The organism is Ruegeria sp. N10, assembly GCF_056531545.1.
This window is the reverse complement of sequence record NZ_JBQFLY010000004.1, coordinates 235,662-260,638: the sequence shown is the minus strand read 5'-3', so window position 1 is coordinate 260,638 and position 24,977 is coordinate 235,662. Positions and strand designations below refer to the sequence as shown.

The window sequence follows — 24,977 nt, the reverse complement described above, 5'->3', positions numbered from 1 at the left end:
TCAGTCCTGCCCTTCGAACTGTTCGGCCTCAGCCGCTGCTTGTGCTGCCGCGTCCTGTATCAACGGAACGGCCACCGGAGCTTCCAGTCCCAGCCATAATGCGCGGCCATAGCCCCAAGCCTGCAAAGCAAGCCGCAGGCACAGTACGGAAAACGCGATGGGGGCCAGTAGTTTGGCGGGCCACAATGGAATTCCGATATCAATGGAACTGTCGCGGCTCCACAATGGTGCGCCCAAGTCAAAGGAGCGGTCGAAGTGAGACCAACTGCCCCAAACCAGTGCAAGCATCAGAAGCAGGATCAAAACCACCGAGACCAGTTCGAACAGCCACAACCCCCTGCCGTGAAGGCGCGATAGAACGATGTCCATGCGGATGTGGCCGCCATCGCGCTGAACATATGAAATGCCCAGAAATGCGATCAGTGGCATCGCCTGTTCGATCCAGTCAACATATCCTGGCAATGGGGCATTCAGGGCATTGCGCCCACTGACCGAAATAACGGCCAGCACCATCAAGCCAAATACTGCGAACCCGCTGATGAGCGCCAGAAAACGCTCCAGTTTCAATAACTTCTGATCCAGCTGGCTCAGACGGCTTCCGTCCACCAGCACTGTGGCCTGTCCTGCCATTCCGGTGTTCCCTAATATTGGTGTACCGGGTGCCTGGCAGGCACCCGGGTTCAGGATCAGTTGCCGCCGCGCTGTTGCGTCAGCGTCATCTGCACGAGATCATAAAGATCCTGCGCTGGCAGTCCCTGTTCCGTCATTTCCGCGATCCACTTCTCACGGATCGGGTCGGCTGCCTTGGTGCGGAATTCTGCGATCACGGCATCATCGATCATGACTTTCTGGACACCCTTTTCTTGCAGAACACTGTCCCATTGCTCGAGCAATCCGTCGTAATTTGTCAGGTAATGGTCAATCGCCTCATCAATCGAGCTGTCCAGCGCCTCGCGATGCGCGGCTGGCAGGGCCTCATAGGCGTCAATGTTGACCACGACTGGGCAGTTTACCGTTCCTGGGTTCAGGTTTGCCGTCCACCAGTCGGCTTCGTTGATCGTCCCGAAAGACAGATGTGCGTGCTGGGCAAAGGCCACGGTGTCGACGACACCTGATTCCATGGCATTGAACGCTTCGGTTGCGGGGACCGATGTCGGAACACCTCCGACCGCCTCAAAGGCTTGCCCCAAACCACCAGTTGCACGGACTCGCATTCCGTCAAAATCAGACAGTTCATCGCGTGGCTCGCCGGTACCGACCAGGTTATACTGCGGCATCGGTGAGGTCATGATGATGCGGGCGTTCCATTGGGCCATCTCATCTTTGACTGCGGGATGATCATAAACCGCATGGCTGACCGCCACCTCTTCCTTCAGGTTGTTTACGCCAAGGAAGGGCAGCTCCAGAACAGTAATCGCGCGGTTTTTGTCGCGGTGGTAGCCTGCGCAGAACTGAGCCATCTCGAAGGCGCCGATTTCAATACCGTCCAAGTTCTCGCGCGGCTTGGATAGTCCGCCATAGCTGACATTGATGGTGAATTCACCGCCGGTTTTTTCGCTGACAAGCTCGGCCAGTTTTTCAACATGCTCGGTGAAGGCACGACGTTTGCCCCAGACTGATGCGTTCCATTCAGTTGCAAAGGCTTCACCGACAAAAGCAAAGCTCAGGGCGGCGACGGCCGCGCCGCTCAACATCTTTTTCATCATTTGATCTCCCATTGCTGCGCCTCCTCCCGAGGCGCTTGAGGATCAAGCTAGCGCCAACATTCTACTGTGCCAACCCTGCCTTGGCTTTCCGCTGGTATCAGAAGAAGTTCCCGCTTGCATTGCGCATGCAGGAAAACCAGGTGTTCGTGGACTGACCCCCGCTTGTGTCAAGCAATGCAAGCAGGACATGTGTTACACCTATCCATTTACTTTAAAAAGATTTTCACAAAATTTACGCGTTTTCTTTACTAGATGTGGCCGTAGTTAGAAATTTCTTTACAAATAAATTCAGGGATTCCGGCAATTTATTTATTTATTTTCAGAACTCGGTAATATTCGACCTTGGGGAGGAACGGGATCGACATTGCCAGACCAAGTGGCAAAAAATGTCCCAACGTAATCCAGTCCAGAGGGAGGAGCCTCAAAAATGACCACCGCTGCCCAGGCAGATGCCAAGACCTATCCGCCATCCGCAGAAACCGTCGCCCGTGCGCATGTTGATGCCGAAAAATATGCCGGCATGTACGCCGCTTCGATCAGTGACCCCGACGCATTCTGGGGCGAGCAAGGCAAGCGCGTTGACTGGATCAAACCCTTCACCCAGGTCAAAGACGTTAACTACGATTTCGGTTCGGTTAAAATAAACTGGTATGCCGATGGCACCTTGAATGTCTCGGCCAACTGTTTGGATCGCCACCTGAAAACCCGCGGTGATCAAACGGCAATCATCTGGGAACCGGACGATCCAAATGATCCGGCTCAGCATATCTCTTACGCAGAACTGCACCGCCGCACCTGCCGCATGGCCAACATCCTTGAATCTATGGGTGTGCGCAAAGGCGACCGCGTCGTCATTTATCTGCCTATGATCCCCGAGGCCGCTTATGCCATGCTGGCCTGCGCGCGGATCGGCGCAATTCACTCTATTGTTTTTGCAGGCTTCTCGCCGGACGCTCTGGCAGCCCGGATCAACGGCTGTGACGCCAAGGTTGTCATCACCGCGGACGAGGCTCCGCGCGGTGGTCGTAAGACGCCGCTGAAATCCAATGCTGACGCGGCACTGCTACACTGCAAGGATACGGTCAAGTGCCTTGTCGTCAAACGCACCGGTGGCCAGACCACCTGGATTGACGGTCGTGACTTTGACTACAACGAAATGGCCCTTGAGGCGGACGACTACTGCGCACCAGCCGAAATGAGCGCCGAAGATCCGCTGTTCATCCTCTACACCTCCGGCTCGACAGGTCAGCCAAAAGGCGTTGTTCACACAACCGGCGGCTATCTTGTTTACGCCGCAATGACGCATGAGATCACCTTCGATTACCACGAAGGCGACGTTTACTGGTGTACGGCAGATGTGGGCTGGGTCACCGGCCACAGCTATATCGTCTATGGCCCCCTGGCCAATGGTGCGACAACGCTGATGTTCGAAGGCGTTCCAACCTTCCCCGACGCGTCGCGTTTCTGGCAGGTCTGCGAAAAACACAAGGTGAACCAGTTTTACACCGCGCCCACAGCGATCCGCGCCCTGATGGGTCAGGGCAAAGAGTTTGTCGAGAAATGCGACCTCAGCGATCTGCGCACTCTGGGAACCGTGGGTGAACCGATCAACCCCGAAGCCTGGAATTGGTACAACGAAGTCGTCGGCAAGGGCAAATGTCCCATCGTGGATACATGGTGGCAAACTGAAACCGGCGGTCACCTGATGACCCCCCTGCCCGGCGCCCATGCAATGAAGCCCGGATCGGCAATGAAACCGTTCTTTGGCATCGAACCGGTGGTGTTGGACCCGCAGTCCGGCGTTGAGATCGAAGGTAATGGTGTCGAGGGTGTGCTCTGCATCAAAGACAGCTGGCCCGGCCAGATGCGCACTGTCTGGGGCGATCATGAGCGGTTCGAAAAGACCTATTTTTCGGATTACAAAGGCTACTACTTCACTGGTGATGGCTGTCGTCGCGATGAAGATGGCGACTACTGGATCACCGGGCGCGTGGACGATGTGATCAACGTGTCCGGCCACCGCATGGGAACGGCCGAGGTGGAAAGCGCACTGGTTGCGCACGCCGCCGTGGCAGAAGCTGCGGTTGTTGGGTATCCCCATGAAATCAAGGGGCAAGGCATCTATTGCTATGTCACTTTGATGAATGACCGTGAACCAAGCGAAGAGCTCCGTAAGGAGTTGCGCACCTGGGTCCGGACCGAAATCGGACCGATTGCCAGCCCCGATGTGATCCAATGGGCCCCGGGCCTGCCCAAAACGCGTTCCGGTAAGATCATGCGCCGCATCTTGCGCAAGATCGCCGAAAATGATTTTGGTTCGCTGGGTGACACCTCGACACTGGCCGATCCGTCGGTGGTCGAAGACCTGATCGAAAACCGCGCAAGCAAGTGAGGATGTGATGGACGCCGCCACGATCACCACTCCCGCAGTACTCATCCTTCTCGGCCCTCCGGGCGCCGGGAAGGGCACGCAGGCCCGGATGCTGGAAGAGAAATTCGGGCTTGTTCAACTCAGCACGGGTGACCTGCTGCGCGAAGCCGTTGCAGCAGGCACGGACGCAGGCAAAGCCGCCAAAGCCGTGATGGAAGCCGGTGATCTGGTCAGTGACGAGATCGTCATTGCGATCCTGCGCGACCGTATGGCGCAATCAGATTGCGCCAAGGGCGTCATTCTGGATGGGTTCCCCCGCACAACGGTTCAGGCAGAGGCGCTGGATGGTCTGCTGGCGTCCAATGACCAGAAGATCAACGCAGCAATCAGCCTGGAAGTGGAAGATGCCGAAATGGTGATCCGCATTTCGGGCCGCTACACCTGCGCGGGCTGCGGCGAAGGGTACCACGACCAGTTCAAGAAGCCAGCCGAAGACGGAAAGTGCGACAAGTGCGGCAGCACCGAATTCAAGCGCCGTGCGGATGACAACGCTGAAACCGTGGCTTCGCGCCTGGCGGCTTATCATGCACAGACCGCGCCGCTGATCACCTATTACGACGGTCACGGTGTTCTGAAACGTATCAATGCCATGGGCAGGATCGAAGATATCGCTGGCGATCTCGAAGGGATCGTGAGCGACACCATGAGTTAAGGGGAGGAGATAAGCCACAAGGCTTTGATCCTAAAAAGAATACTTCAAAAGACCGCTTTGGCGGACTGGTGAAGTTTTACCTGGCACCATACGGTGTTGGGCATTGTCGAGAAGCGGACCGACGCACTGGAGGAGTTGAGCACCGGGCCGCCAAACGAGGAAGCGAAGGAGGAACCCGCAATGGCGGATCAATCTACAAACTCCGCGCAGGCAGCCGAAGCCGACAAGGGCTATTGGCAGGCCAACCTGCGCCTCATCTACATCAGCCTCGTGATCTGGGCGCTGGTGTCATTTGGATTCGGCATCCTGCTGCGTCCGCTGCTGTCGGGCATCGCCGTCGGTGGTACTGATCTGGGCTTTTGGTTCGCTCAGCAAGGATCGATCCTGGTCTTTCTGGTGCTGATCTTCAACTACGCCTGGCGCATGAACAAGCTAGACGCCGAACACGGCGTGGATGAAGAGTAAGGGAGAGCGGGGATAATGGATCAGTTTACCATCAACCTGCTGTTTGTCGGCGCATCCTTCGCGCTGTACATCGGCATTGCGATTTGGGCCCGCGCGGGTTCCACATCAGAGTTCTACGCCGCCGGTCGCGGCGTACACCCGGTCACCAACGGTATGGCAACAGCGGCGGACTGGATGTCTGCGGCCTCGTTCATCTCGATGGCGGGCCTGATTGCCTTTACCGGCTATGACAACTCGACCTTCCTGATGGGGTGGACGGGTGGCTACGTGCTGTTGGCCCTGCTGCTTGCGCCGTACCTGCGCAAATTCGGCAAGTTCACCGTATCGGAATTCATCGGCGACCGTTTCTACAGCCAGACAGCGCGCATCGTTGCGGTGATCTGTCTGATTGTCGCATCGGTGACCTACGTTATCGGTCAGATGACCGGTGTTGGGGTTGCCTTTGGCCGCTTCTTGGAAGTGTCGAACACCACCGGGCTGTTGATCGGTGCAGGCGTTGTGTTTGCCTACGCGGTGTTCGGAGGGATGAAGGGCGTGACCTATACACAGGTCGCTCAGTACTGCGTGCTGATCACCGCCTACACCATCCCTGCCATCTTTATCTCGCTACAGCTGACCGGCACTCCGATTCCGGCGCTGGGTCTGTTTGGCGACACTGCAAGCGGTGTACCGCTACTGACCAAACTGGACGGCATCGTAACAGAGCTGGGCTTCAACGAATACACGGCCCATCACTCCAACACGCTGAATATGGTGCTGTTCACCCTGTCGCTGATGATCGGTACCGCCGGTCTGCCGCACGTTATCATGCGCTTCTTCACCGTCCCCAAAGTGTCTGACGCACGTTGGTCGGCTGGCTGGGCGTTGGTCTTCATCGCGCTGCTGTATCTGACCGCTCCGGCTGTTGGCGCAATGGCCCGTCTGAACATCACCGACATGATGTGGCCCAATGGTGGCATCGAAGGTGGTGCCGTTACAGTCGAACAGATCGACAATGATGCACGGTACGACTGGATGGCCACATGGCAGAAAACCGGCCTGCTGGATTGGGAGGACAAGAACGGCGACGGCAAGATTCAGTACTACAATGACAAATCTGAATCGATGCAGGCGATTGCGGAACAAAAAGGCTGGGTCGGTAACGAGCTGACCAAGTTCAACCGCGATATCCTGGTTCTGGCCAACCCCGAGATTGCCAACCTGCCCGGTTGGGTAATCGGTCTGGTCGCTGCCGGTGGTCTTGCGGCTGCTCTGTCGACTGCTGCGGGCTTGCTGCTGGCGATTTCGTCGGCCGTGTCCCACGACCTGATCAAGGGCGCAATCAACCCGCAGATCTCGGAAAAAGGCGAGCTTCTGTCGGCACGGATTGCGATGGCTGTGGCGATTGCTGTAGCGACCTGGTTGGGTCTGAATCCTCCGGGCTTTGCAGCACAGACTGTTGCTCTGGCCTTTGGTCTGGCGGCAGCCTCGATCTTCCCGGCACTGATGATGGGGATCTTCTCGACCCGCATCAACAACACCGGTGCTGTTGCAGGTATGCTGGCAGGTCTGGTCGTTACCCTGGTCTACATCTTCCTGCACAAGGGTTGGATGTTTATTCCGGACACCAACTCGTTCACCGATGCCGATCCGTTGCTGGGTCCGATCCAGTCGACCTCGTTCGGCGCTGTCGGTGCCATGGTCAACTTTGCTGTCGCCTATGTTGTGGCTGGCATGACCAAGGAAACTCCGCCGGAGATCAAGGAACTGGTCGAAAGCGTTCGCATTCCCCGTGGTGCGGGTGCAGCTCAGAACAAGTGAGCATGATGCGGTCGTTGGCTCTTGCTTTCGACCGCGTCTTTCGATCCACTACTCCCGCCCGGCATACCACTGGGCGGGATTTTTTCACCAGAACACCGGAGACATCAGATGCCCCTGTCCCACGATGAAATCGCCCGGTTTCTGAAATCCGTTCATCCCTATGACGCGTTACCGGCTGAAGCCCTGGATCAGATCGTAAAACAGATCGAGGTCTGGGAAGTAGAGGAAGACACCTCGGTCTATGAACTGGGTCATGCGCTTCCCGGCGTATTCGTGATCTATGAAGGACAGGTTGAAATCACCGATGAGAATGGTGCAGTTGTCTCTCAACTAGGCTTGCGCAATTCTTTTGGAGAGCGCGGACTGCTGAAAGACGGCAAGGCAGCCACCAAGGCGCGTGCGCACACTCCGTCGGTCCTGATTGTTTTGCCACCGGATCTGGTGCGCGAGTTGATCGACGGTCACGATGTGGTCGCCAAGTTCTTCAACCGCACACGCGGCGACAGAAGCGGCCCGCAAAGCCTTGCGACCAGTTCCATTGATATTCTGATGGCACATAACCCGGCTACCTGCCCCGCGGATACGCCTGTTCAGAAAGCGGCGCAGATCATGCGCGACAAACACATCTCGTCACTATGCATCACAGACGGCGACACGTTGCAGGGCATCGCGACGCTCCGGGATATCTCAGGCAAATATGTTGCGGACGGCCTGCCTCCGTCCACACCGGTTTCCGAGATCATGACCGCGAACCCCGTCACCCTGTCACCCGGTGACATCGGCTCAGACGTGTTGCACATCATGATGGAACGCGGCATCGGCCACGTCCCGATTTCCGAGGGCGGTCGGCTGGTCGGTATCGTCACACAAACCGACCTGACACATTACCAGGCCGTGAACTCGGCCGAACTGGTGCGACGCATCGCCCAGGCAAATACCGCCGAAGATATGGCGCGGGTAACGGCGGAAATCCCACAGCTGCTGGTACAACTGGTTGCAGGAGGGAACCGGCACGAAATCGTCACGCGCCTGATCACTGACGTTGCTGACACGGTTACCCGGCGCCTTCTGGCCCTTGCTGAACAGAAACTGGGCCCGCCCCCTGTGCCGTATCTGTGGCTGGCATGCGGCTCGCAAGGGCGGCAGGAGCAGACAGGCGTGTCGGATCAGGACAACTGCCTGATGCTGGATGACAGCATGACCGATGCGGATATGGAGTACTTTGCAATGCTGGCCAGGTTCGTGTCGGACGGGCTGGATACCTGTGGCTATTTCTATTGTCCCGGCGACATGATGGCGACCAATCCGCGCTGGTGTCAGCCGGTGCGTGTCTGGCGCGACTATTTCAAGGGATGGATCGCCAAACCGAACCCCGAAGCGCAGATGCTGGCCTCGGTCATGTTTGACTTGCGCCCGATAGGCGGCACGTTCGACCTGTTCGCCGACCTGCAGGCCGACACATTGGCGGCGGCCAGGTCCAATTCGATCTTCGTCGCACATATGATCTCGAACTCGTTGAAACACACGCCGCCGCTGGGATTGCTGCGTGGTTTTGCGACCATCCGGTCGGGCGAGCACCGCAACACGCTGGATATGAAACACAATGGTGTTGTTCCGGTCGTGGATCTGGCGCGAATCTACGCCCTGCAAGGCGAACTGCCCGAGGCCAATACGCGCGCCCGTCTGAAGGCTGGCGAGGCCAATGGCGTTCTCAGCGCGTCGGGCGCACGCGATTTGCTGGACGCCTATGATCTGATCGCCGAAACCCGGCTTGAACATCAGGTCCAGCTGGTCAAATCGGGCAAGAAACCAGACAATTATCTGCCACCATCCGATCTTTCGGACTTTGAGCGAAGTCATCTTCGAGACGCCTTCGTTGTGGTAAAAACGATGCAATCAGCGGTCGGCCACGGCAAGGGAATGCTGGGCTGACTTGCATCTGAAGAACGGAGAGACACGATGTTTCTGGAACTGATCGGCACTGTTTTTGCGGGCTTCGCTTTTGCGGGTATCGTTCTTGTGCTGAACAAGCTGACCGGAGGGCGGTTGCCGAAATGGGTTACTCCGGTCGCGGCGGGTTTGGGGATGATCGCTGTGACCATATCCAGCGAGTATTCCTGGTACGACCGTATGCGCGAACAACTTCCCGAGGAAATGGCAATCGTGCAAGAGGTTGAAAGCCGCGCCCTCTACCGCCCGTGGACCTATGCCGTGCCCTTCGTCGACCGCTTTGCCGCTATTGACACCGTGTCGGTGCGAACAAACGAAAACGTTCCCGACCAACGACTTGTCGATCTTTATTTCTTCGGTCGCTGGGCTCCGGTTTCCAAACTGCCCGTGGCCGTGAATTGTGCCGAGAACCGTCGCGCCAATCTGGCGGACGGCGCTGAGTTTTCCGATGACGGACGTCTGCTGAATGCAGACTGGATATCCGCCGGGCCCGCCGACCCCATCATCGACGCCACCTGCGGGGTTTGACAATGCTCACAGGGTTAAGCCTGCGGCTCAGGATATTTCTGTTTTTCTGTCTGCTCGCGCTCGGCGGGATATCAATCAGTTCCGCCGCCCTGTGGATCACCTATGCCCGGGCCGCACAACCTGACCTGTTTGATGACTTCATCTTTGCCGAGGTTCTGATCGGGTTTGGACTGCTGGCTTTGATCGCGGGTGTCTGGCTGTTGTTTGACGACAATGTCGCCAAGCCGATCGAACGGCTTTCAGCGCAACTGCGGGCCCGCGCTCATGCCGGTGTCAGCACCGACCTGGACATGCAAGCCGCGCGGTATTTGGGAGATCTGGCCCCGGCTGCAGCTGGCCTGGCCGAGCAACTTGCCGCAAATGCCATGCACACGGCCGAGGCGGTGGCCGCTGAAACCGCTCATCTGGCGGCGGAAAAACAGCGCCTTACTGCCCTTCTGACCGAGATCCCGGTCGCCATGTTGCTGGCCAGTCCAAAACACCAGATCGTTTTGTATGACGGTCAGGCGGCCGAGGTGCTGGCCCAGATCGCGCATCCCCGCCTGAACGCCTCGCTCTTCGAGTATATCGAATCGACGGGGCTGACGGACGCGTATGGGAAGTTGTGCAAATCAGGTAAGGATGTTTTCTGCGCCCTGACCAGCGTGGACGGCCGACAAACCTATTCGGCCCGAATGAAGCCATTGGGTGACGCACCCGGTTACATGCTGGTGTTCGAAGACAGCGTTGCCCGTATGTCGCCAGATGAGGCCCGCCCGCTGGTCTATGATTTCGAATTGCTGGACACGCCGGGTGACGGCGCGTTTGAAAACCGCTCTTTGCTGGATCTGTGTTTTGTGGTCTTCGACACGGAAACAACCGGCTTGCTGCCACACAAGGATGAGATCGTTCAGATCGGCGCGGTCCGCGTTGTGAAAGGCAAGATCGTCGCGGGCGAGCATCTGGACATGCTTGTAGATCCGGGCATTCCGATCCCTGCTGCCTCGACCCGCGTGCACAAGATCAGTGATCACATGGTTCAGGGCGCACCGGATATTGTCAAAGCCGGACGTGTGTTTCACCAATTCTCACGCGATGCGGTGATTGTGGCCCATAACGCGCCGTTCGACATGGCGTTCCTTCGCCGCCATGCCAAGCGTATGGAAGTCGAATGGGATCATCCGATACTCGACACTGTGCTGTTGTCGGCCGTTTTGTTCGGCGCCAGCGATACACATACACTGGACGCGCTGTGTGAACGGCTGGACATCACTATCCCCGAGGCGCTACGTCATACGGCATTGGGCGACGCGGTGGCAACAGCCGAGGCGCTGGTCAAGATGCTGCCCATCCTGCAAGCGCGCGGGCTGAACACCTTTGGCGAAGTCATCGTCCACACCCGCAAACACGGGCGTCTGCTGGAAGACCTTAATTAACTCCGAAATTTGCAAACGCCGTTCAGCTTTTCGTGGACAATCCGGGCCACGCATGGCACCTGATGCGCGGCCAAGGAACACGCGCGCGATATGACGGAAAAGATTTTCACACCAACCCCGGATCAAAGCCACGCCTTTCGTGAGGCTCTGGGATGTTTCGGAACGGGTGTCACCGTGATCACTGCGCAAACCGAAGACGGCCCACGTGCAATCACCGTAAACTCGTTTGCGTCGGTGTCCCTGGATCCGCCGCTGGTGCTGTGGTGCCTGGCCAGAGAGTCAAACCGCTTCGATACGTTCAGCACCTGCACGCATTACTCGATCCACGTCATGGCTCAGGATCAACAGGATCAGGCGCTAAGATTTGCACGCGACGGTGTGGATTTCACCCATGCCGAGTGGACGACAGACGAGGCTGATCGCCCGCAGCTGGCCAATTGTCTGGCTCGGTTTGACTGCCGTTTGCACGCCCGGCACGAGGCCGGAGATCATCTGATCATTGTCGGTCATGTGGATCAGGTCATGTACCGCACCGGCAAGGGTCTGATCTTCAAGCGCGGTCAGTTCGGCGGGTTTGTAGACCCTTTCTAGTCGTCCAGAGACCCATGCACCGCCAGCACCTCTAGCTGTGCGTCTTGCGGAGTGATCACACGAAAGGATTCGTGCACTCCTGTCTCAGATAATTCTCTGGCGACGGTCAGCAGCGTGTTGGCGGCATGGTCTTCACACAGATCTGACATGTGATCAATCTCAGCCTGTGCCACGCCTAATGCGGCTTCGACCGAGGGCGCTCCATAATACTGCACGAAGTGTTCTGCCAAGTTGCGGGTGACCTGATCCCTTTCAGCGGCTTCGATCTGGGTTACCGCCACAAATGTCACCCGGCCAAAGGTTTCCAGCCCCAGCCAGCCATTCGCAAAAGCCTGACGCGCCTTACCTTCCAGATCCGCGCCGCTCCAGTTCGAAAACTCGAACCCGCCCGAAACGCACCATTCGCCCGTACGTGCCGGAGAATGAAACACGTTCATGTCGCTTTCATCGAAATGGATGGCGCGGGCCAGTTTCATCGTCCGTTCTCCAATAATTCCGTCAACGGGCGCAAACGGGTGTTGACCCCGTCGCGGATCAGCATTCCGAACCGCTCATCCGCTCCAAGGAATACACCGCCATCGACCCGTGGCTCACCTACCCCACGCAGCAGGCCCATCCATTCGGCATGCAGCGGCGCGTTGCCATCCTCCTGCCAGCGGTTGAGCCAGGTCAGCATATGGCGTGACCAGCTTTCGACCAGTTGCGTGGCCGACACCTCGGCGCAGCCTTCATCATAAAGGGCTGTGACATCCGGTGTCTCGCCGGGCGCGGTGCTGGTTTGCATCAATGCGAGCTCCCAGCCGACAATCAGCCAATCCGGTTCTTCTTCCGCGTTTTCCCCGGATGCCGAAACGCGGAACACACCGCATTTCGCGCCATTCACACAGATCACACCGTCCCATTCCAGATGCACCGCCACTTCAGGCGGGGCCAGAGCGCCCAGCGCATTCTGAAACCCGACAGCACAAAGCGGCAGCATCGCCATCGCGTCCCGCAGTGGCACCTCGGGCGCAAATACGATCGCGACACGCAGGTAATCGGCCTGAATGTTATAAACAACCGCCCCCGCATCGCAGCCCAAAGCCGCCATAGCCTGGGCCCGTTCAAACGGGTCTTCCCCACCCTGAACCGGGTGACCCGTCAACAAAGGGGGAAAGACCGGTTGGCTCATACGGTGCCTTTGGTGATCATGTCGCGGGCGATCTTGCGGAAAGCCTCGGCCTGAGGACTGTCTGGCTTGCTGACCACAATTGGCGCGCCCCCGTCTGCGGCTACACGAATGTCCAGATGCAACGGGATTTCACCCAGCAGCGGCACGCCCATCGCCTCGGCCTCAGACTTGACACCACCATGACCGAAAACATGTTCTTCGTGCCCACAGTTCGAACAGATATGCGTGGACATGTTTTCGATCATCCCAACAATAGGTGTCTTGAGCTGATTGAACATGTCGATCCCCTTGCGGGCATCAATCAGCGCCACGTCCTGCGGCGTCGAGACGACAATAGCGCCGTCCACCTTGAATTTCTGGCTCAGCGTCAGTTGCACGTCGCCAGTGCCGGGCGGCAGGTCGACGATCAGCACGTCCAGGGCACCCCATTGCACCTGGCTCATCATCTGTTGCAGCGCCCCCATCAGCATCGGCCCGCGCCAGACAACCGCCTGCCCTTCGTTGGTCATCAACCCCATCGACATCATGGTGACGCCGTGGTTGCGCAGCGGCAGGATCGTCTTGCCATCGGGGCTGGCCGGGCGGCCCGAGACGCCTAACATTCGAGGCTGCGACGGCCCGTAAACATCCGCGTCCAGCAGACCCACGCGCCGCCCTTCTGCGGCCAGCGCACAGGCCAGATTGGCCGACACGGTGGATTTGCCCACACCCCCCTTGCCAGACGCAACGGCGATGATCCGGTCAACACCGGGAACGGCTTGCGGTCCTGTTTGGGATGGTTTGGGTTTCGGCTTCAAATCCGGCGGCGCCTTATCGGAATGCGCAGTCATCAGGGCCGATACATTTGCAACGCCCTCAACCATCTGTGCGGCCTTTTCAGCTGTTGCGCGCACAGGTTCCATCTTTTCGGCATGCTTCGGGTCGATCTCAAGGACAAAGCGAACCGTATCGCCCTCGACATTCAGCGCACGCACGATGCCCGCACTGACAATGTCCTGACCCGAAACCGGATCGGTGATCTTTTTCAGGTTCGCCAGAACCGCGTCACGAACACTCATGCTGTTCTCTCCTTGGTGTGCCCCGCCGACAGGGGCGTGCGTGTCGACATGTATTGGTCGCCGCTCATTGCATGTGTCTCCGTCTCTTTCTGTTCATTTGACGCATCGCAGCCTTCATAGTTAGGCTAAACCATGCGCCTTGTCTTGTTGTGCCTGAGCCTGACGCTCACCGCCACCCCCTCCTTGTCGCAGGAGGCGATTGGCCTTGCGGCTCCGGCAGAGGTTAAAGACTCCGGTCTGTTGCAACATATCCTTCCTCGCTTCTCTCTCAAGACCGGGATACGCGTTGTCGCAGATGATGCCGGTGCCATGGTGCTGGAAACCGCGCCGCCCGGTGATCCTGTCTTTACCCGTGGTGGAGTGGTCTATCACCTGAGGATCGAAGGTGATAATCGTCAAATCCGGTTTCGCGACTGGCTGCATTCAGATATCGGCAAGCGCACTGTCGAAGGTTTTCTTCCTGCGGTGGGTGAGCAGTTCAGCACCGGCTTTGATCCCACATTCACCCAGTCGGACGATACCCTGGATGGCAACACCGTGCTGGGCGAAGAACTATCTATGACCCATTGTGGTCGATGTCATGTGATTGGCCCCCGAAACCGGATGAGCGGGCTTGGCTCAACCCCCTCATTCGCGGTTCTGCGCGCGATGCCGGATTGGTCGGAACGGTTCGAGGCGTTCTTTGCCCTCAATCCCCACCCCGCATTCACGCAGATCGACGGGTTGACACCCCCCTTTGATCCCGAGCGACCATCCCCAATTCACCCGGTCAAGATGACGTTGGACGATCTTGAAGCCATCCTGGCATTTGTTTCGCGCATTGACGCCGCAGATCTGGGCTCGCCGCTAAAGCTTCAGTGATCCTTTCTATCCGAATAGTAATCCTCGGTGGTAACGACCCGAGGCTTTGGTTTTGACTGGAACGGATTGTCCTGCTGCTGGAAATGAGCATTCACCCGGCAATTGTCACACATCTGGATCATCCGTGCCTGTTCCGTTGAGGCAAACATCGGGTGCGTGCCCTCAAGCTTTTCCATGATCCGTTCAACGGTTGATTTCACCCCAAACAAAGCCCCGCATTCGACGCAGGCAAATGGTTCCTCCTCGTTCAGGACCTGCTGAGACAAGGCAGCATCGCTCAGGTCCAGTTGTGGTACCAAGGTGATCGCATCTTCGGGGCAGATCGTCTTGCACATTCCGCATTGCAGGCACGCATCCTGCTGAAAGTTCAGCTGGGGCTTGTCAGGGTTATCCATCAAAGCCCCGGACGGGCACAGAGACACACAACTAAGACAGAGCGTGCAACTGTCAGTATTCACTGCAACGGCACCGTAAGGCGCACCTTCAGGCAATGGCAGCGGGGCTTTGGCCTGCGGATTCAGGGCCTGTGCGGCCAGTCGCGCGATTTGTCGGCGGTTGCCAAGTGGCAAGACCGGATCTGCCAACGGTTCGGGGACATTTTGCGCATACAGCAAGTCTGCCATCGCATCAGGGTCCACCTCCTCAATCAGCCCGATCCCATCCGAACTGGCTATGGCACGTGCCAGTTCAAGTTCGCGATCCAGCGCATCCCGCTCGGTCGTCGGTGCCAGCAGCACATCCACACGCGCAAATCCATGAGCCAGTGAGGCCAGCATTTCCGAATGACCGAACCCGGATATCACTTTCAATTCCAGCGGGATAACATCCGAAGGCAATCCCCGCCCGAACCTTGCTGCAAGCCTTATCATTTCGGCCCCGTGGGCGTCGTGCACAAGCAACCGGGGTGCGATACCGCCTGCCCTTCGATACGTGCGCGCCAGAGTGTGCATCCGTGACAACAAGGCCGAAACAGGTGGATCTTCATAGGTTATCGCCGTCGACGGGCAGACCGCCGCGCATTCACCACACCCGGCGCAGACCATCGGATCAATCGCTACATGCTCGCCCGAGGGCGTGATTGCACCGGTTGGGCAGATATCCAGACAGTTTGAGCACCCGACCTGTTCCGCCCGCGAATGGGCGCAAAGTGTTTCTTCCAGTCGCACGTACAGGGGTTTTTCGAATGTTCCGACCAGTTGGGCGGCGTCGAAAGCCAGACTTTCTACAGAAACCGCATCCTTGGGATCAGCCCGCAAGTACCCCTCGCGCTTGGCCGGGGCCTGCACAAAGGGCGTGCCCCCCGTCAGATCAACAATGATATCGCAGGCCGATTGCGCCCCATCTCTTGGTTCCGTCCAATTGAAAGCACCCCTGCCTGCGGGAACCACTTGCTGCACATTGTCCAGACGCAAAGAAAACCCACCCAGAGCACCCGAAACAGACCGCAACTGTCCCCGGATGACGTCGAAGGCCCGAGAGTCCGGCTCAGCCTGATCTGTGACCAGAACGGTTACAGCCAGTGTCCGGGCCAACCTTTCCGCCAGTCCAAAGGCAACGGTGCCCGGACCCATGATGAAACACGTGCCTTCGCTGATGACATCAACGCTGGGCGTCACGGGTTGCGGCAGGAACGCTTCGGCGGCTAAGGCAGCCATTTTGGCCGTCGCATCCGCGCCCTGATCGGACCACCCAGCGCGATCCCGCAGGTCGACAAAGCCGGGGGTCTCAATATTCATATCTTCGGCAAGCGACCGGAACACCTCTTGTTCTTGCAGACAGGCGATGACGGTATCGCCCTCTTGAATCAAGGCCGCAGCGGATTGCAGTTCTTTTGTACAAAGCGCGGTATGCACCTTTGAACAGGAAATTCCGCAGGCGCTTTCGATCCTGTCCGGATCCAGCGCCTGAGTTCCCGCGCAATCGCAGAGCAAAAGTTTCGTGCCCATGTCCCCTCCCTCGGGAAGCAGTCCCGATCCTCTGCACTTTAGGCTGCATTCCCGATGAAGCAACTTCAACCCTGTGCAGCGTGCAGGGCGCCGGGCAGAATTTCGCGGCAAAATCCCATAAAACAAAAGCATTCTCAGGCTTTGATCACGAAGACGCTACCGGGAATACGACCAAAGTATTAACGCACGGGCTTGGCACGTGGCTATTTTGTGTACCATAGTGGACGTGGAAAGGCAGGGGAGAGCCTTTCGGGGAGGATCCAGTGGCCAAGGCCGCAAGCCAGATCGACATGCCGGTTGGCGTCATTGTGCGCAAAACACCCGGGGTCACGCGTTGGGCCCGCTGGAACTGGCGCGCGGTCGCCGTGTTGCCTGGTGCAGGGCCAGCCGATTGGCAGGAACTGCGCCGCGAAGGCGAGGCGGTCGAATACCACGCTGCCACCCTTCCTCTGACCCTTTGGGCGGACGAGACCGAAGCCTACCTGGTCAACCTGTCGGACGGGCAGCCCTCGATCTATCTTGTACTGCGGAATGAGCTGAAGGGCGACACGCCGCTGAATGCAGTTCTGATCACCGCTTCTCCGTTCCAGGGGCAGGATTACGCAGATACCGGCGAAGAAATTGTCGAGAAAATCCCAATGACCGAAGGGCTGATCGCCTGGGTGCGGGATTTCACCCTGAAACATCACCAGCACGAAGTGTTCGTCAAGCGCCGTCGCGACAAGAAGCGGACGGATCTGGTTGAAGACGGCAAAGGTGATGCACGTATCCGGCAGGCATCGGACGTGTACCGCTCGCCGAGACGGGTGCTGCAATGACAGAGCGGCGTGATTTCTGGTCGCGCCGGAAGGCAGCCGTTCAGGCCGAAGCTGAAGCCGAGACGATGGCCCTCGAAGAACGGGTGATCGCAGCACATCACACCGAACTTGAAGAAAAGAGTGACGCCGAGATTTTGGCCGAATTCAACCTTCCCGATCCGGATACCCTCGGACCCGGCGATGATGTTTCGGGCTTTATGTCCAAGGCAGTGCCTGATCGCCTGCGGCGCCGCGCCCTGCGTCGGCTGTGGCGGTTGAACCCTGTTCTAGCCAATGTCGACGGGCTGGTCGATTACGGCGAGGACTATACCGATGCGGCCTGCGTGATCGAAAACATCCAAACCGCCTATCAGGTTGGAAAAGGCATGCTGGCGCATGTCGAAGCGCTGGCCGCCGACGCGCAAGAAACGGAAGAAAACGAAATCGAAACTGATACGCTCTCTGAACCAGAGGTCGTGTCAGTTGACCCCGATCCCGTGCCACAGCCGGTTTCAGTGGTTAAGGTGGAAGAGCCGGAAGAAGTCGACCGTCCCCCGTCGCCACGTCGAATGACATTTGAATTTGAAGGATGACCGAATGACCGCAAGTGACGCGCACACTCTGGATGTTTCAGCCGAGGATCGCCTGCGCGCGGATTTCTATAACTTTCTGGGTCTGTTACTGGCAGGTCCTCCGGACCAGATGTTGCTGAACCAAATGGCTGGTCTGGTCGGAGATGACACGGATCTCGGCAAGGCCATTCAATCCATGGCGCGGGTTGCCAAGGTCACCAAGCCAGCCGCTGCCGAACGGGAATTCAATGCGTTATTCATCGGATTGGGCCGGGGTGAGTTGCTGCCTTACGCCAGTTTCTACCTGACGGGCTTTTTGAACGAGAAACCCTTGGCTCAGCTGCGCAATGACATGGCGGTTCGCGGGATCACACGTGCCCAAAACGTGTTCGAGCCCGAAGATAACATCGCCTCATTGATGGAGATGATGGCCGGAATGATCGTCGGGCGTTTTGGCAGCCCGGCATCCCTGGATGACCAAAAGGCATTCTGGAGCAAGCATATCGGCCCCTGGGCCACGCATTTCTATTCGGATTTGGAAGCAGCCGAGAACTCGGTTCTTTATGCATCCGTCGGCACTGCCGGTCGGGTGTTCATGGAGATCGAGCGCGAAGCGTTCCGGATGACGGCGGGGTAACCCGCACATCGCCGGTGTCCCATGGGCGCCAAACCGCAATTGGGAAAGGAGGTTCCCATGAGCAAGACCAAGGAAGAAGGCGCCACCCGCCGTGACTTCCTCAAACTGGCCGGAACCGCAGCACCAGCTGCCGTTGCCGCCAGCCTGACCGGGAAGGCCGAAGCCGCCGCGCTGCCGACCGACGAAACCCGCATTCAGGATACTGCGCATACACGCGCATACATCGAGAGCACCCGGTTCTAGGACTGGACGCTTTCACACCCGACAGACGGTTGCGATTGGCCCTGACGTCGGCTTCAGCAGTACCAAGCCAGCCGTGGCTTACACGGCGCGCAAGGGAGGAAAGACATGCTTAGGAAAAAGACCAACGGGGTTGCGAGACGCCCCCAGCGGACAAGTATCCTGTCCCAGGTCGGCGAGAAAACCGTCGATCGCCGCGCATTCCTGCGTGGCTCGGGCCTGACGATCGGCGGCCTTGCCGCGATCAGCGCCACAGGTGGAACCGTGACGCCAGCCAGTGCCCAGACAGCGGCCAATCAGGCCGTCGAAAACATCAAATCCGTATGCACCCACTGTTCGGTCGGCTGTACTGTCGTCGCCGAAGTACAGAACGGTGTCTGGGTCGGGCAGGAACCCGGCTGGGACAGCCCGTTCAACCTGGGTGCACATTGTGCCAAGGGGGCTTCGGTTCGCGAGCACGCCCACGGCGAGCGCCGCCTGAAATATCCGATGAAAAAGGAAGGCGGCGAGTGGAAGCGCATCAGCTGGGAAGAGGCGATCAACGAGATCGGCGATGGCATGATGTCGATCCGCGAAGAATCCGGGCCCGACAGCGTGTATTGGCTGGGCTCTGCAAAGCACAATAACGAACAGGCCTATCTGTTCCGCAAATTCGCCGCCTACTGGGGCACGAACAACGTGGACCATCAGGCCCGTATCTGCCACTCGACCACGGTTGCGGGTGTTGCGAATACATGGGGCTACGGCGCCATGACCAATTCGTATAACGACATCCACAACTCGCGCGCCATCTTCATCATCGGCGGCAACCCGGCCGAGGCGCACCCTGTCTCTCTGCTGCACGTTCTGCGCGCGAAAGAGCAGAACAACGCACCGCTGATCGTCTGCGACCCGCGATTTACGCGCACCGCGGCCCATGCGGATGAATATGTCCGTTTCCGCCCGGGCACAGACGTTGCTCTGATCTGGGGCATCCTGTGGCACATCTTCGACAACGGTTGGGAGGATAAAGAATTCATCCGCACCCGTGTCTGGGGCATGGACCAGATTCAGGATGAGGTGGCCAAATGGACGCCTGAAGAAACAGAACGCGTCACCGGCGTGCCTGGCTCGCAACTGAAACGTGTTGCCCGAACCATGGCCAACAACCGCCCCGGCACGGTCATCTGGTGCATGGGCGGCACACAGCACACCAACGGCAACAACAACACCCGCGCCTATTGCGTGCTTCAGCTTGCGCTGGGCAACATGGGTACCTCGGGTGGCGGTACCAATATCTTCCGCGGCCACGACAACGTGCAGGGCGCGACAGACCTTGGTGTTTTGTCCCACACCCTGCCCGGCTATTACGGCCTGTCTGCGGGCGCATGGGGCCACTGGAGCCGCGTCTGGGGTGAAGACCTGGATTGGCTGAAGGGCCAGTTCGCCACGATCAAGGGCAAAGACGGCAAGGACAAACCGCTGATGAATGAAAGCGGTATCCCGGTATCCCGCTGGATCGACGGTGTTCTGGAAGACCCTGCGAACATGGATCAGGACAACAATGTCCGTGCCATGGTTCTGTGGGGTCACGCGCCGAACTCGCAAACGCGGGGTCCGGAAATGAAAACGGCAATGGAAAAGCTGGACATGCTGGTCGTGATCGACCCGTATCCCACTGTCTCGGCCGTTCTGCATGACCGCACCGATGGCGTCTACCTTTTGCCCGCCTGTACGCAGTTCGAAACCCGTGGCTCGGTCACCGCGTCAAACCGCTCGTTGCAGTGGCGTGACAAGGTGGTTGATCCGCTGTTCGAAAGCCTGCCGGACGAGGTCATCATGGCCAAGTTCGCCAATAAGTTCGGTTGGGCGGATCGCCTGTTCCGCAATATCGAGATGGAAGACCCCGAGACCCCGAATGTTGAAAGCATCACGCGTGAATTCAACTCAGGCCTCTGGACCATTGGATATACCGGGCAGTCGCCGGAACGCTTGAAAAGCCATATGGCCAATCAGCACACGTTCGACCGAACCACGCTGCAAGCCATTGGTGGACCAAACGACGGCGAATATTATGGTCTGCCCTGGCCGTGCTGGGGAACCGCTGAGATGGGTCATACGGGGACTCCGAACCTCTATGACATGTCCAAACCGGTGGCCGAAGGCGGCCTGACCTTCCGCGCCAGGTTCGGAGTGGAACGCGATGGCGACAACCTGCTGGCCGAAGGGGTCTATAGCGTTGGATCAGAAATTCAGGACGGATACCCTGAATTCACGATGCAGATGCTGATGGACCTTGGCTGGGACGGCGACCTGACGGCTGAAGAACGCGCTGCAATCGATGCCGTTGCAGGCCCCGAGACCAACTGGAAAACCGACCTTTCGGGCGGTATCCAGCGGGTGGCGATCAAGCATGGCTGTGCGCCCTTCGGGAACGCCAAGGCCCGCGCGGTCGTCTGGACCTTCCCGGATCCGATCCCACTGCATCGCGAGCCGCTTTATACGAACCGGCGTGATCTGGTGGTGGACTATCCAACCTACGAGGACCGGCACGCATATCGCCTGCCCACCCTTTATGCTTCGATCCAAAAGAACGACTTTTCAAAGGATTACCCGATAATCCTGACGTCAGGTCGTCTGGTCGAATATGAAGGCGGCGGCGAGGAAAGCCGGTCTAATCCATGGCTTGCTGAACTTCAGCAGGATATGTTCGTCGAGATCAACCCGCGCGATGCCAACAACCTTGGCATTCGGGACGGGCAACAGGTCTGGGTCGAAGGTCCGGAAGGCGGTAAGGTCAAGGTGATGGCAATGCTGACCAATCGGGTTGGTGCCGGTGTCGCCTTCATGCCTTTCCACTTTGGCGGCCATTTCCAGGGCGAGGACTTGCGGCACAAATACCCCGCCGGTGCTGACCCCTATGTTCTGGGCGAAAGTTCCAACACCGCCCAGACCTATGGCTATGATTCAGTGACCCAGATGCAGGAGACCAAGTGTACTCTCTGCAAGATCTCGGCAGCGTAAGGAGGACGATTAATGGCTAGAGCAAAGTTTCTCTGCGACGCTGAACGCTGCATCGAATGCAACGCCTGCGTAACCGCGTGCAAGAACGAGCATGAGGTACCCTGGGGTATCAACCGCCGCAGGGTGGTGACGATCAATGACGGCAACCCGGGCGAACGCTCGATCTCGGTGGCCTGTATGCATTGTTCGGACGCACCCTGCATGGCGGTGTGCCCGGTCGACTGCTTCTATCAGAACGAAGAAGGTGTTGTCCTGCACTCCAAGGACCTGTGCATCGGTTGCGGTTATTGCTTTTACGCTTGCCCGTTTGGCGCGCCGCAATACCCGCAGGCGGGCAATTTCGGTTCACGTGGCAAGATGGACAAGTGCACGTTCTGCGCCGGTGGTCCCGAAGAAAACCACTCGACCGCAGAGTTCGCCAAATATGGTCGCAACCGGATCGCCGAGGGCAAACTGCCCATCTGCGCCGAAATGTGCTCCACCAAGGCCCTGCTTGCCGGTGACGGCGACGTGGTGTCGGCTGTTTACCGTGAACGCGTCGTGGCGCGCGGTTTCGGCTCGGGCGCCTGGGGCTGGGGTACTGCCTACGACCAGAAAGACGGCTAAGCCGCTGTCTGCACAAAGCAATGGACAACCCGCTCAGCGCGGGTTGTCCGATCTTGGAAATTGACCGAGGTTCAGATGCTCCGCTTTCTCATCGCTTTTCTGTTCACCCTTGGGCTTACCTTTTCGGGTGCCGCCCAAACGACCGATGACAGCACCGCCACGCCTGAAAGGGTGGGAACCGGCGGAGCGACGACCCTCGAAGACATCCTCGCCCGGCAACGTGGTGAGAAGGTGGATAACGCTTATCGCTCCGACAATACCGGCCAGAGCAATGTCGAGGGTCTGATGGGGCAGCTTGGCACCCGTGGTGTTGCATCGAACAGCGATGTGTACCGTGCGTTGCGCTATGGCTCGGCCGATGTGACCGTGTCGTCAAACGGCCCCGCTGCTAGCGTGTTGATACAGGATGGTGGCATGTGGTGGCTGAATTTCCGCACCGGGCCGCTGCGCGAATATGGCACTTACATCATCGCCGGGATGTTGGGCATCATTTTGCTGTTCTTCCTGATCCGTGGGAAAATCCACATCGATGGAGAGAAAACGGGCCGCACAGTCACCCGTTTCAACGGGATTGAACGTTTTGGCCATTGGCTGTTTGCAGGATCGTTCCTGATCCTCGGCATTACTGGTTTGCTCACGCTCTATGGCCGCGACTTCCTGATCCCGGTATTCGGCAAGGAAGGTTTCGCCACCATCGCACAAGGCTGCAAGTGGCTGCATAACAATCTGGCCTGGGCTTTTATGCTGGGTCTGATCATCGTCACGGTGAACTGGATTGCTCATAACATCCCCAACCGCACTGACCTGAAATGGCTGGCCGCTGGCGGGGGCCTGTTCACCAAGGGCAACCACCCGCCCGCCCGGAAATTCAATGCGGGGCAGAAGATCATCTTCTGGGCCTGCATCCTGCTGGGCGTGTCAATCAGCCTGTCCGGCTTGTCACTGCTGTTTCCGTTCGAGTTGCCTCTGTTCGCCAAGACCTTCTCGGTCGCAAACGCCACGGGCGTTCCGCAGGCGCTGGGTCTGACCTTGCCGGTGCAGATGTCACCGCAGGAAGAGATGCAATTCGCCCAAGTCTGGCATGTCATGATTGCCTATGTGTTCATCGCGATCATCGTTGCGCATATCTATCTCGGCTCGGTCGGTATGGAGGGCGCATTTGACGCCATGGGAACCGGAGAGGTCGAGGAACAATGGGCGCGCGAGCATCACTCGCTCTGGCTGGAAGAGGTGCAGGAAAAAGAGGCTGGTAAAGCAGCCGCCTCACCCGCTGAATAGATGCGTGGGCTGGTTCTGGCGCTGGCGCTGGTGCCCCTGCCTGCCGTGGCAGAGTTCTTTACACTGAAAGGGCATGGCGGCCCCATTATGGGCATTGCCACCGCGCCAGACGGTCGCATCGCAACAGCCAGTTTCGACAACTCTGTGGGTCTTTGGACCGGGCAAAAGCCAGATTGGTTCGAAGGGCACGAAGCGGCGGTGAACGCAGTCGTGTTCAACGGCTCCGCTTTCTATTCTGCTGGGGACGATTTCACCCTGCGCAAATGGCCCAGCGGTGAAGTCATTGGCCGACACAAGGGCAAGATTGTCGGCCTTGCCACGTCAGAAACCCTTATTGCCACGGCCAGCTGGGATGGAACAATCGGCCTGTGGTCTGTCGATGGCACAGAACCCGCGCGGCTTGGACCGACTGGCAGTGGCGTAAACGCGGTCGCATTCTCACCTGACGGCACGCAGCTTTATTCGGCGGGCGTCGACGGCGCTTTGCGGCTATGGGATGTATCCAGCAGGCAGGAAACAAGGCGTCTGGTCGAGCACGGGTTCGGCATCAATGAACTGGCCCTGAATGCACAGGATAACTGGATCGCCTATGGTGCGGTTGACGGTGTTACGCGTATTCTTGACCTTGCCACCGGGGAAGAGCGCGACTTCACACTGGACCGCCGCCCGATCCTTGCCCTTGCACTCAGCCCGGATCGGAGACTCTTGGCCGTAGGCGATGGCGAAGGGTATATTATGGTCATCGACACCGTCAATTGGCGCATTGCACAGGATTTTCGCGCCACGTTGCGCGGTCCGGTCTGGGCTTTGGCATTTTCCGCAGACGGTAAAAGCATCCATGCGGGCGGACTTGACGAGGCGATGTACAGCTGGCCTGTGGACGCGTTGTCCGACCAACACCAGATGGCCTCGGCAGAACCGAGTTTCCTGAAAAATCCTGATGAGATGGACAACGGAGAACGCCAGTTTGCGCGCAAATGTTCGATCTGTCACAGCCTGTCCTCCGATAATGCACGACGTGCAGGCCCCACCTTGCACGGTGTATTTGGACGTCAGGCCGGCACAGTTCGCGGATATTTGTACTCGGATACATTGCAAGGCTCTGATATCATTTGGAATGACGAGACAATAAATGCCCTTTTCGACGAAGGGCCAGACCACTACATTCCGGGGTCGAAAATGCCGATGCAGCGGATTGCCAAAGCACAGGATCGCCAGGATCTTATCGCTTTTCTGCGTCGCGCAACAACTGACCGGAACTAAACCGGAG

23 protein-coding genes are annotated in these 24,977 nt (G+C 58.3%); 17 read left to right on the top strand and 6 right to left on the bottom strand.

Annotation, left to right across the window (positions count from 1 at the left end; genetic code table 11):
• Positions 1-630, bottom strand: a complete 630-nt coding sequence (locus ACR0JI_RS08620; protein WP_480472339.1) for a TRAP transporter small permease subunit — start codon at positions 628-630, stop codon at positions 1-3.
• Positions 631-686: 56 nt separating this feature from the next.
• Positions 687-1,703 (bottom strand): C4-dicarboxylate TRAP transporter substrate-binding protein, encoded by a 1,017-nt coding sequence (locus ACR0JI_RS08615; protein ID WP_480493561.1) that lies wholly within the window; start codon positions 1,701-1,703, stop codon positions 687-689.
• Positions 1,704-2,133: 430 nt separating this feature from the next.
• Between ACR0JI_RS08615 and acs the strand changes: the two genes are divergently transcribed.
• The 8 genes from acs to ACR0JI_RS08575 all read left to right on the top strand — a co-directional run bounded on the left by acs (position 2,134) and on the right by ACR0JI_RS08575 (position 11,538).
• The gene (gene acs / locus ACR0JI_RS08610) at positions 2,134-4,098 is read left to right on the top strand and encodes an acetate--CoA ligase (protein ID WP_480493360.1); all 1,965 of its coding nucleotides are present in this window, start codon (positions 2,134-2,136) and stop codon (positions 4,096-4,098) included.
• Between the two features lie 7 nt (positions 4,099-4,105).
• Complete coding sequence (locus ACR0JI_RS08605; RefSeq protein ID WP_480493362.1) at positions 4,106-4,789, top strand: adenylate kinase; 684 nt, start codon at positions 4,106-4,108, stop codon at positions 4,787-4,789.
• Positions 4,790-4,969: 180 nt separating this feature from the next.
• On the top strand, positions 4,970-5,254 hold the full coding sequence (locus ACR0JI_RS08600; RefSeq protein ID WP_209504901.1) for a DUF4212 domain-containing protein: 285 nt from the start codon (positions 4,970-4,972) through the stop codon (positions 5,252-5,254).
• A gap of 15 nt (positions 5,255-5,269) precedes the next feature.
• On the top strand, positions 5,270-7,054 hold the full coding sequence (locus tag ACR0JI_RS08595) for a sodium:solute symporter family protein (protein WP_480476698.1): 1,785 nt from the start codon (positions 5,270-5,272) through the stop codon (positions 7,052-7,054).
• 108 nt (positions 7,055-7,162) lie between these two features.
• Positions 7,163-8,986: a DUF294 nucleotidyltransferase-like domain-containing protein gene (locus tag ACR0JI_RS08590; protein WP_480493364.1), complete on the top strand. Its 1,824-nt coding sequence runs from the start codon at positions 7,163-7,165 to the stop codon at positions 8,984-8,986.
• Between the two features lie 27 nt (positions 8,987-9,013).
• Positions 9,014-9,532 (top strand): hypothetical protein, encoded by a 519-nt coding sequence (locus tag ACR0JI_RS08585; protein WP_480493365.1) that lies wholly within the window; start codon positions 9,014-9,016, stop codon positions 9,530-9,532.
• 2 nt (positions 9,533-9,534) lie between these two features.
• Positions 9,535-10,947: a 3'-5' exonuclease gene (locus ACR0JI_RS08580; protein WP_480476692.1), complete on the top strand. Its 1,413-nt coding sequence runs from the start codon at positions 9,535-9,537 to the stop codon at positions 10,945-10,947.
• Between the two features lie 90 nt (positions 10,948-11,037).
• Positions 11,038-11,538, top strand: a complete 501-nt coding sequence (locus ACR0JI_RS08575) for a flavin reductase family protein (RefSeq protein WP_480476690.1) — start codon at positions 11,038-11,040, stop codon at positions 11,536-11,538.
• Here the strand turns inward: ACR0JI_RS08575 and ACR0JI_RS08570 are convergent.
• From ACR0JI_RS08570 to ACR0JI_RS08560, 3 genes are read right to left on the bottom strand one after another with little or no spacing between them, the layout of a single operon-like run.
• Positions 11,535-12,014, bottom strand: a complete 480-nt coding sequence (locus tag ACR0JI_RS08570; protein WP_480493367.1) for a DUF6505 family protein — start codon at positions 12,012-12,014, stop codon at positions 11,535-11,537. The genes ACR0JI_RS08575 and ACR0JI_RS08570 overlap by 4 nt on opposite strands.
• Entirely contained in the window at positions 12,011-12,709 is a 699-nt protein-coding gene (locus tag ACR0JI_RS08565; protein ID WP_480476686.1) for a biotin/lipoate--protein ligase family protein, read from the bottom strand. The genes ACR0JI_RS08570 and ACR0JI_RS08565 overlap by 4 nt, the downstream gene beginning before the upstream one ends.
• Positions 12,706-13,767, bottom strand: a complete 1,062-nt coding sequence (locus ACR0JI_RS08560; RefSeq protein WP_480476684.1) for an Mrp/NBP35 family ATP-binding protein — start codon at positions 13,765-13,767, stop codon at positions 12,706-12,708. The genes ACR0JI_RS08565 and ACR0JI_RS08560 overlap by 4 nt, the downstream gene beginning before the upstream one ends.
• Positions 13,768-13,899: 132 nt before the next feature.
• On the opposite strand from ACR0JI_RS08560, the gene ACR0JI_RS08555 reads away from it, so the two are divergent.
• A complete protein-coding gene (locus ACR0JI_RS08555) occupies positions 13,900-14,628 on the top strand; it encodes a hypothetical protein (protein WP_480476682.1) in 729 nt (242 codons plus the stop codon).
• Here ACR0JI_RS08555 and ACR0JI_RS08550 read toward each other — a convergent pair.
• Positions 14,622-16,574 carry a 4Fe-4S binding protein gene (locus ACR0JI_RS08550; RefSeq protein ID WP_480493368.1) on the bottom strand — a complete coding sequence of 651 codons (1,953 nt, stop codon included), beginning with the start codon at positions 16,572-16,574 and terminating at the stop codon, positions 14,622-14,624. The genes ACR0JI_RS08555 and ACR0JI_RS08550 overlap by 7 nt on opposite strands.
• Before the next feature lie 263 nt (positions 16,575-16,837).
• Here ACR0JI_RS08550 and ACR0JI_RS08545 point away from each other — a divergent pair, with 263 nt between their 5' ends.
• From ACR0JI_RS08545 to ACR0JI_RS08510, 8 genes are all read left to right on the top strand, one after another.
• Positions 16,838-17,392 (top strand): DUF3305 domain-containing protein, encoded by a 555-nt coding sequence (locus tag ACR0JI_RS08545; protein WP_480476678.1) that lies wholly within the window; start codon positions 16,838-16,840, stop codon positions 17,390-17,392.
• A complete protein-coding gene (locus tag ACR0JI_RS08540; protein ID WP_480476676.1) occupies positions 17,389-17,964 on the top strand; it encodes a DUF3306 domain-containing protein in 576 nt (191 codons plus the stop codon). The genes ACR0JI_RS08545 and ACR0JI_RS08540 overlap by 4 nt, the downstream gene beginning before the upstream one ends.
• A gap of 4 nt (positions 17,965-17,968) precedes the next feature.
• Positions 17,969-18,580: a TorD/DmsD family molecular chaperone gene (locus ACR0JI_RS08535; RefSeq protein WP_480476674.1), complete on the top strand. Its 612-nt coding sequence runs from the start codon at positions 17,969-17,971 to the stop codon at positions 18,578-18,580.
• Positions 18,581-18,637: 57 nt separating this feature from the next.
• Positions 18,638-18,823, top strand: a complete 186-nt coding sequence (locus ACR0JI_RS08530) for a ubiquinol-cytochrome c reductase iron-sulfur subunit N-terminal domain-containing protein (RefSeq protein WP_480476672.1) — start codon at positions 18,638-18,640, stop codon at positions 18,821-18,823.
• 105 nt (positions 18,824-18,928) lie between these two features.
• Positions 18,929-21,823 carry a formate dehydrogenase subunit alpha gene (locus ACR0JI_RS08525; protein WP_267365565.1) on the top strand — a complete coding sequence of 965 codons (2,895 nt, stop codon included), beginning with the start codon at positions 18,929-18,931 and terminating at the stop codon, positions 21,821-21,823.
• A gap of 12 nt (positions 21,824-21,835) precedes the next feature.
• Positions 21,836-22,429 (top strand): formate dehydrogenase FDH3 subunit beta, encoded by a 594-nt coding sequence (fdh3B, locus tag ACR0JI_RS08520; protein WP_209504177.1) that lies wholly within the window; start codon positions 21,836-21,838, stop codon positions 22,427-22,429.
• 75 nt (positions 22,430-22,504) lie between these two features.
• Positions 22,505-23,707, top strand: a complete 1,203-nt coding sequence (locus ACR0JI_RS08515; protein WP_480493370.1) for a formate dehydrogenase subunit gamma — start codon at positions 22,505-22,507, stop codon at positions 23,705-23,707.
• Positions 23,708-24,970, top strand: a complete 1,263-nt coding sequence (locus ACR0JI_RS08510; RefSeq protein WP_480493371.1) for a c-type cytochrome — start codon at positions 23,708-23,710, stop codon at positions 24,968-24,970. It begins immediately after the preceding gene.
• The last annotated feature ends 7 nt before the right edge of the window (positions 24,971-24,977 follow it).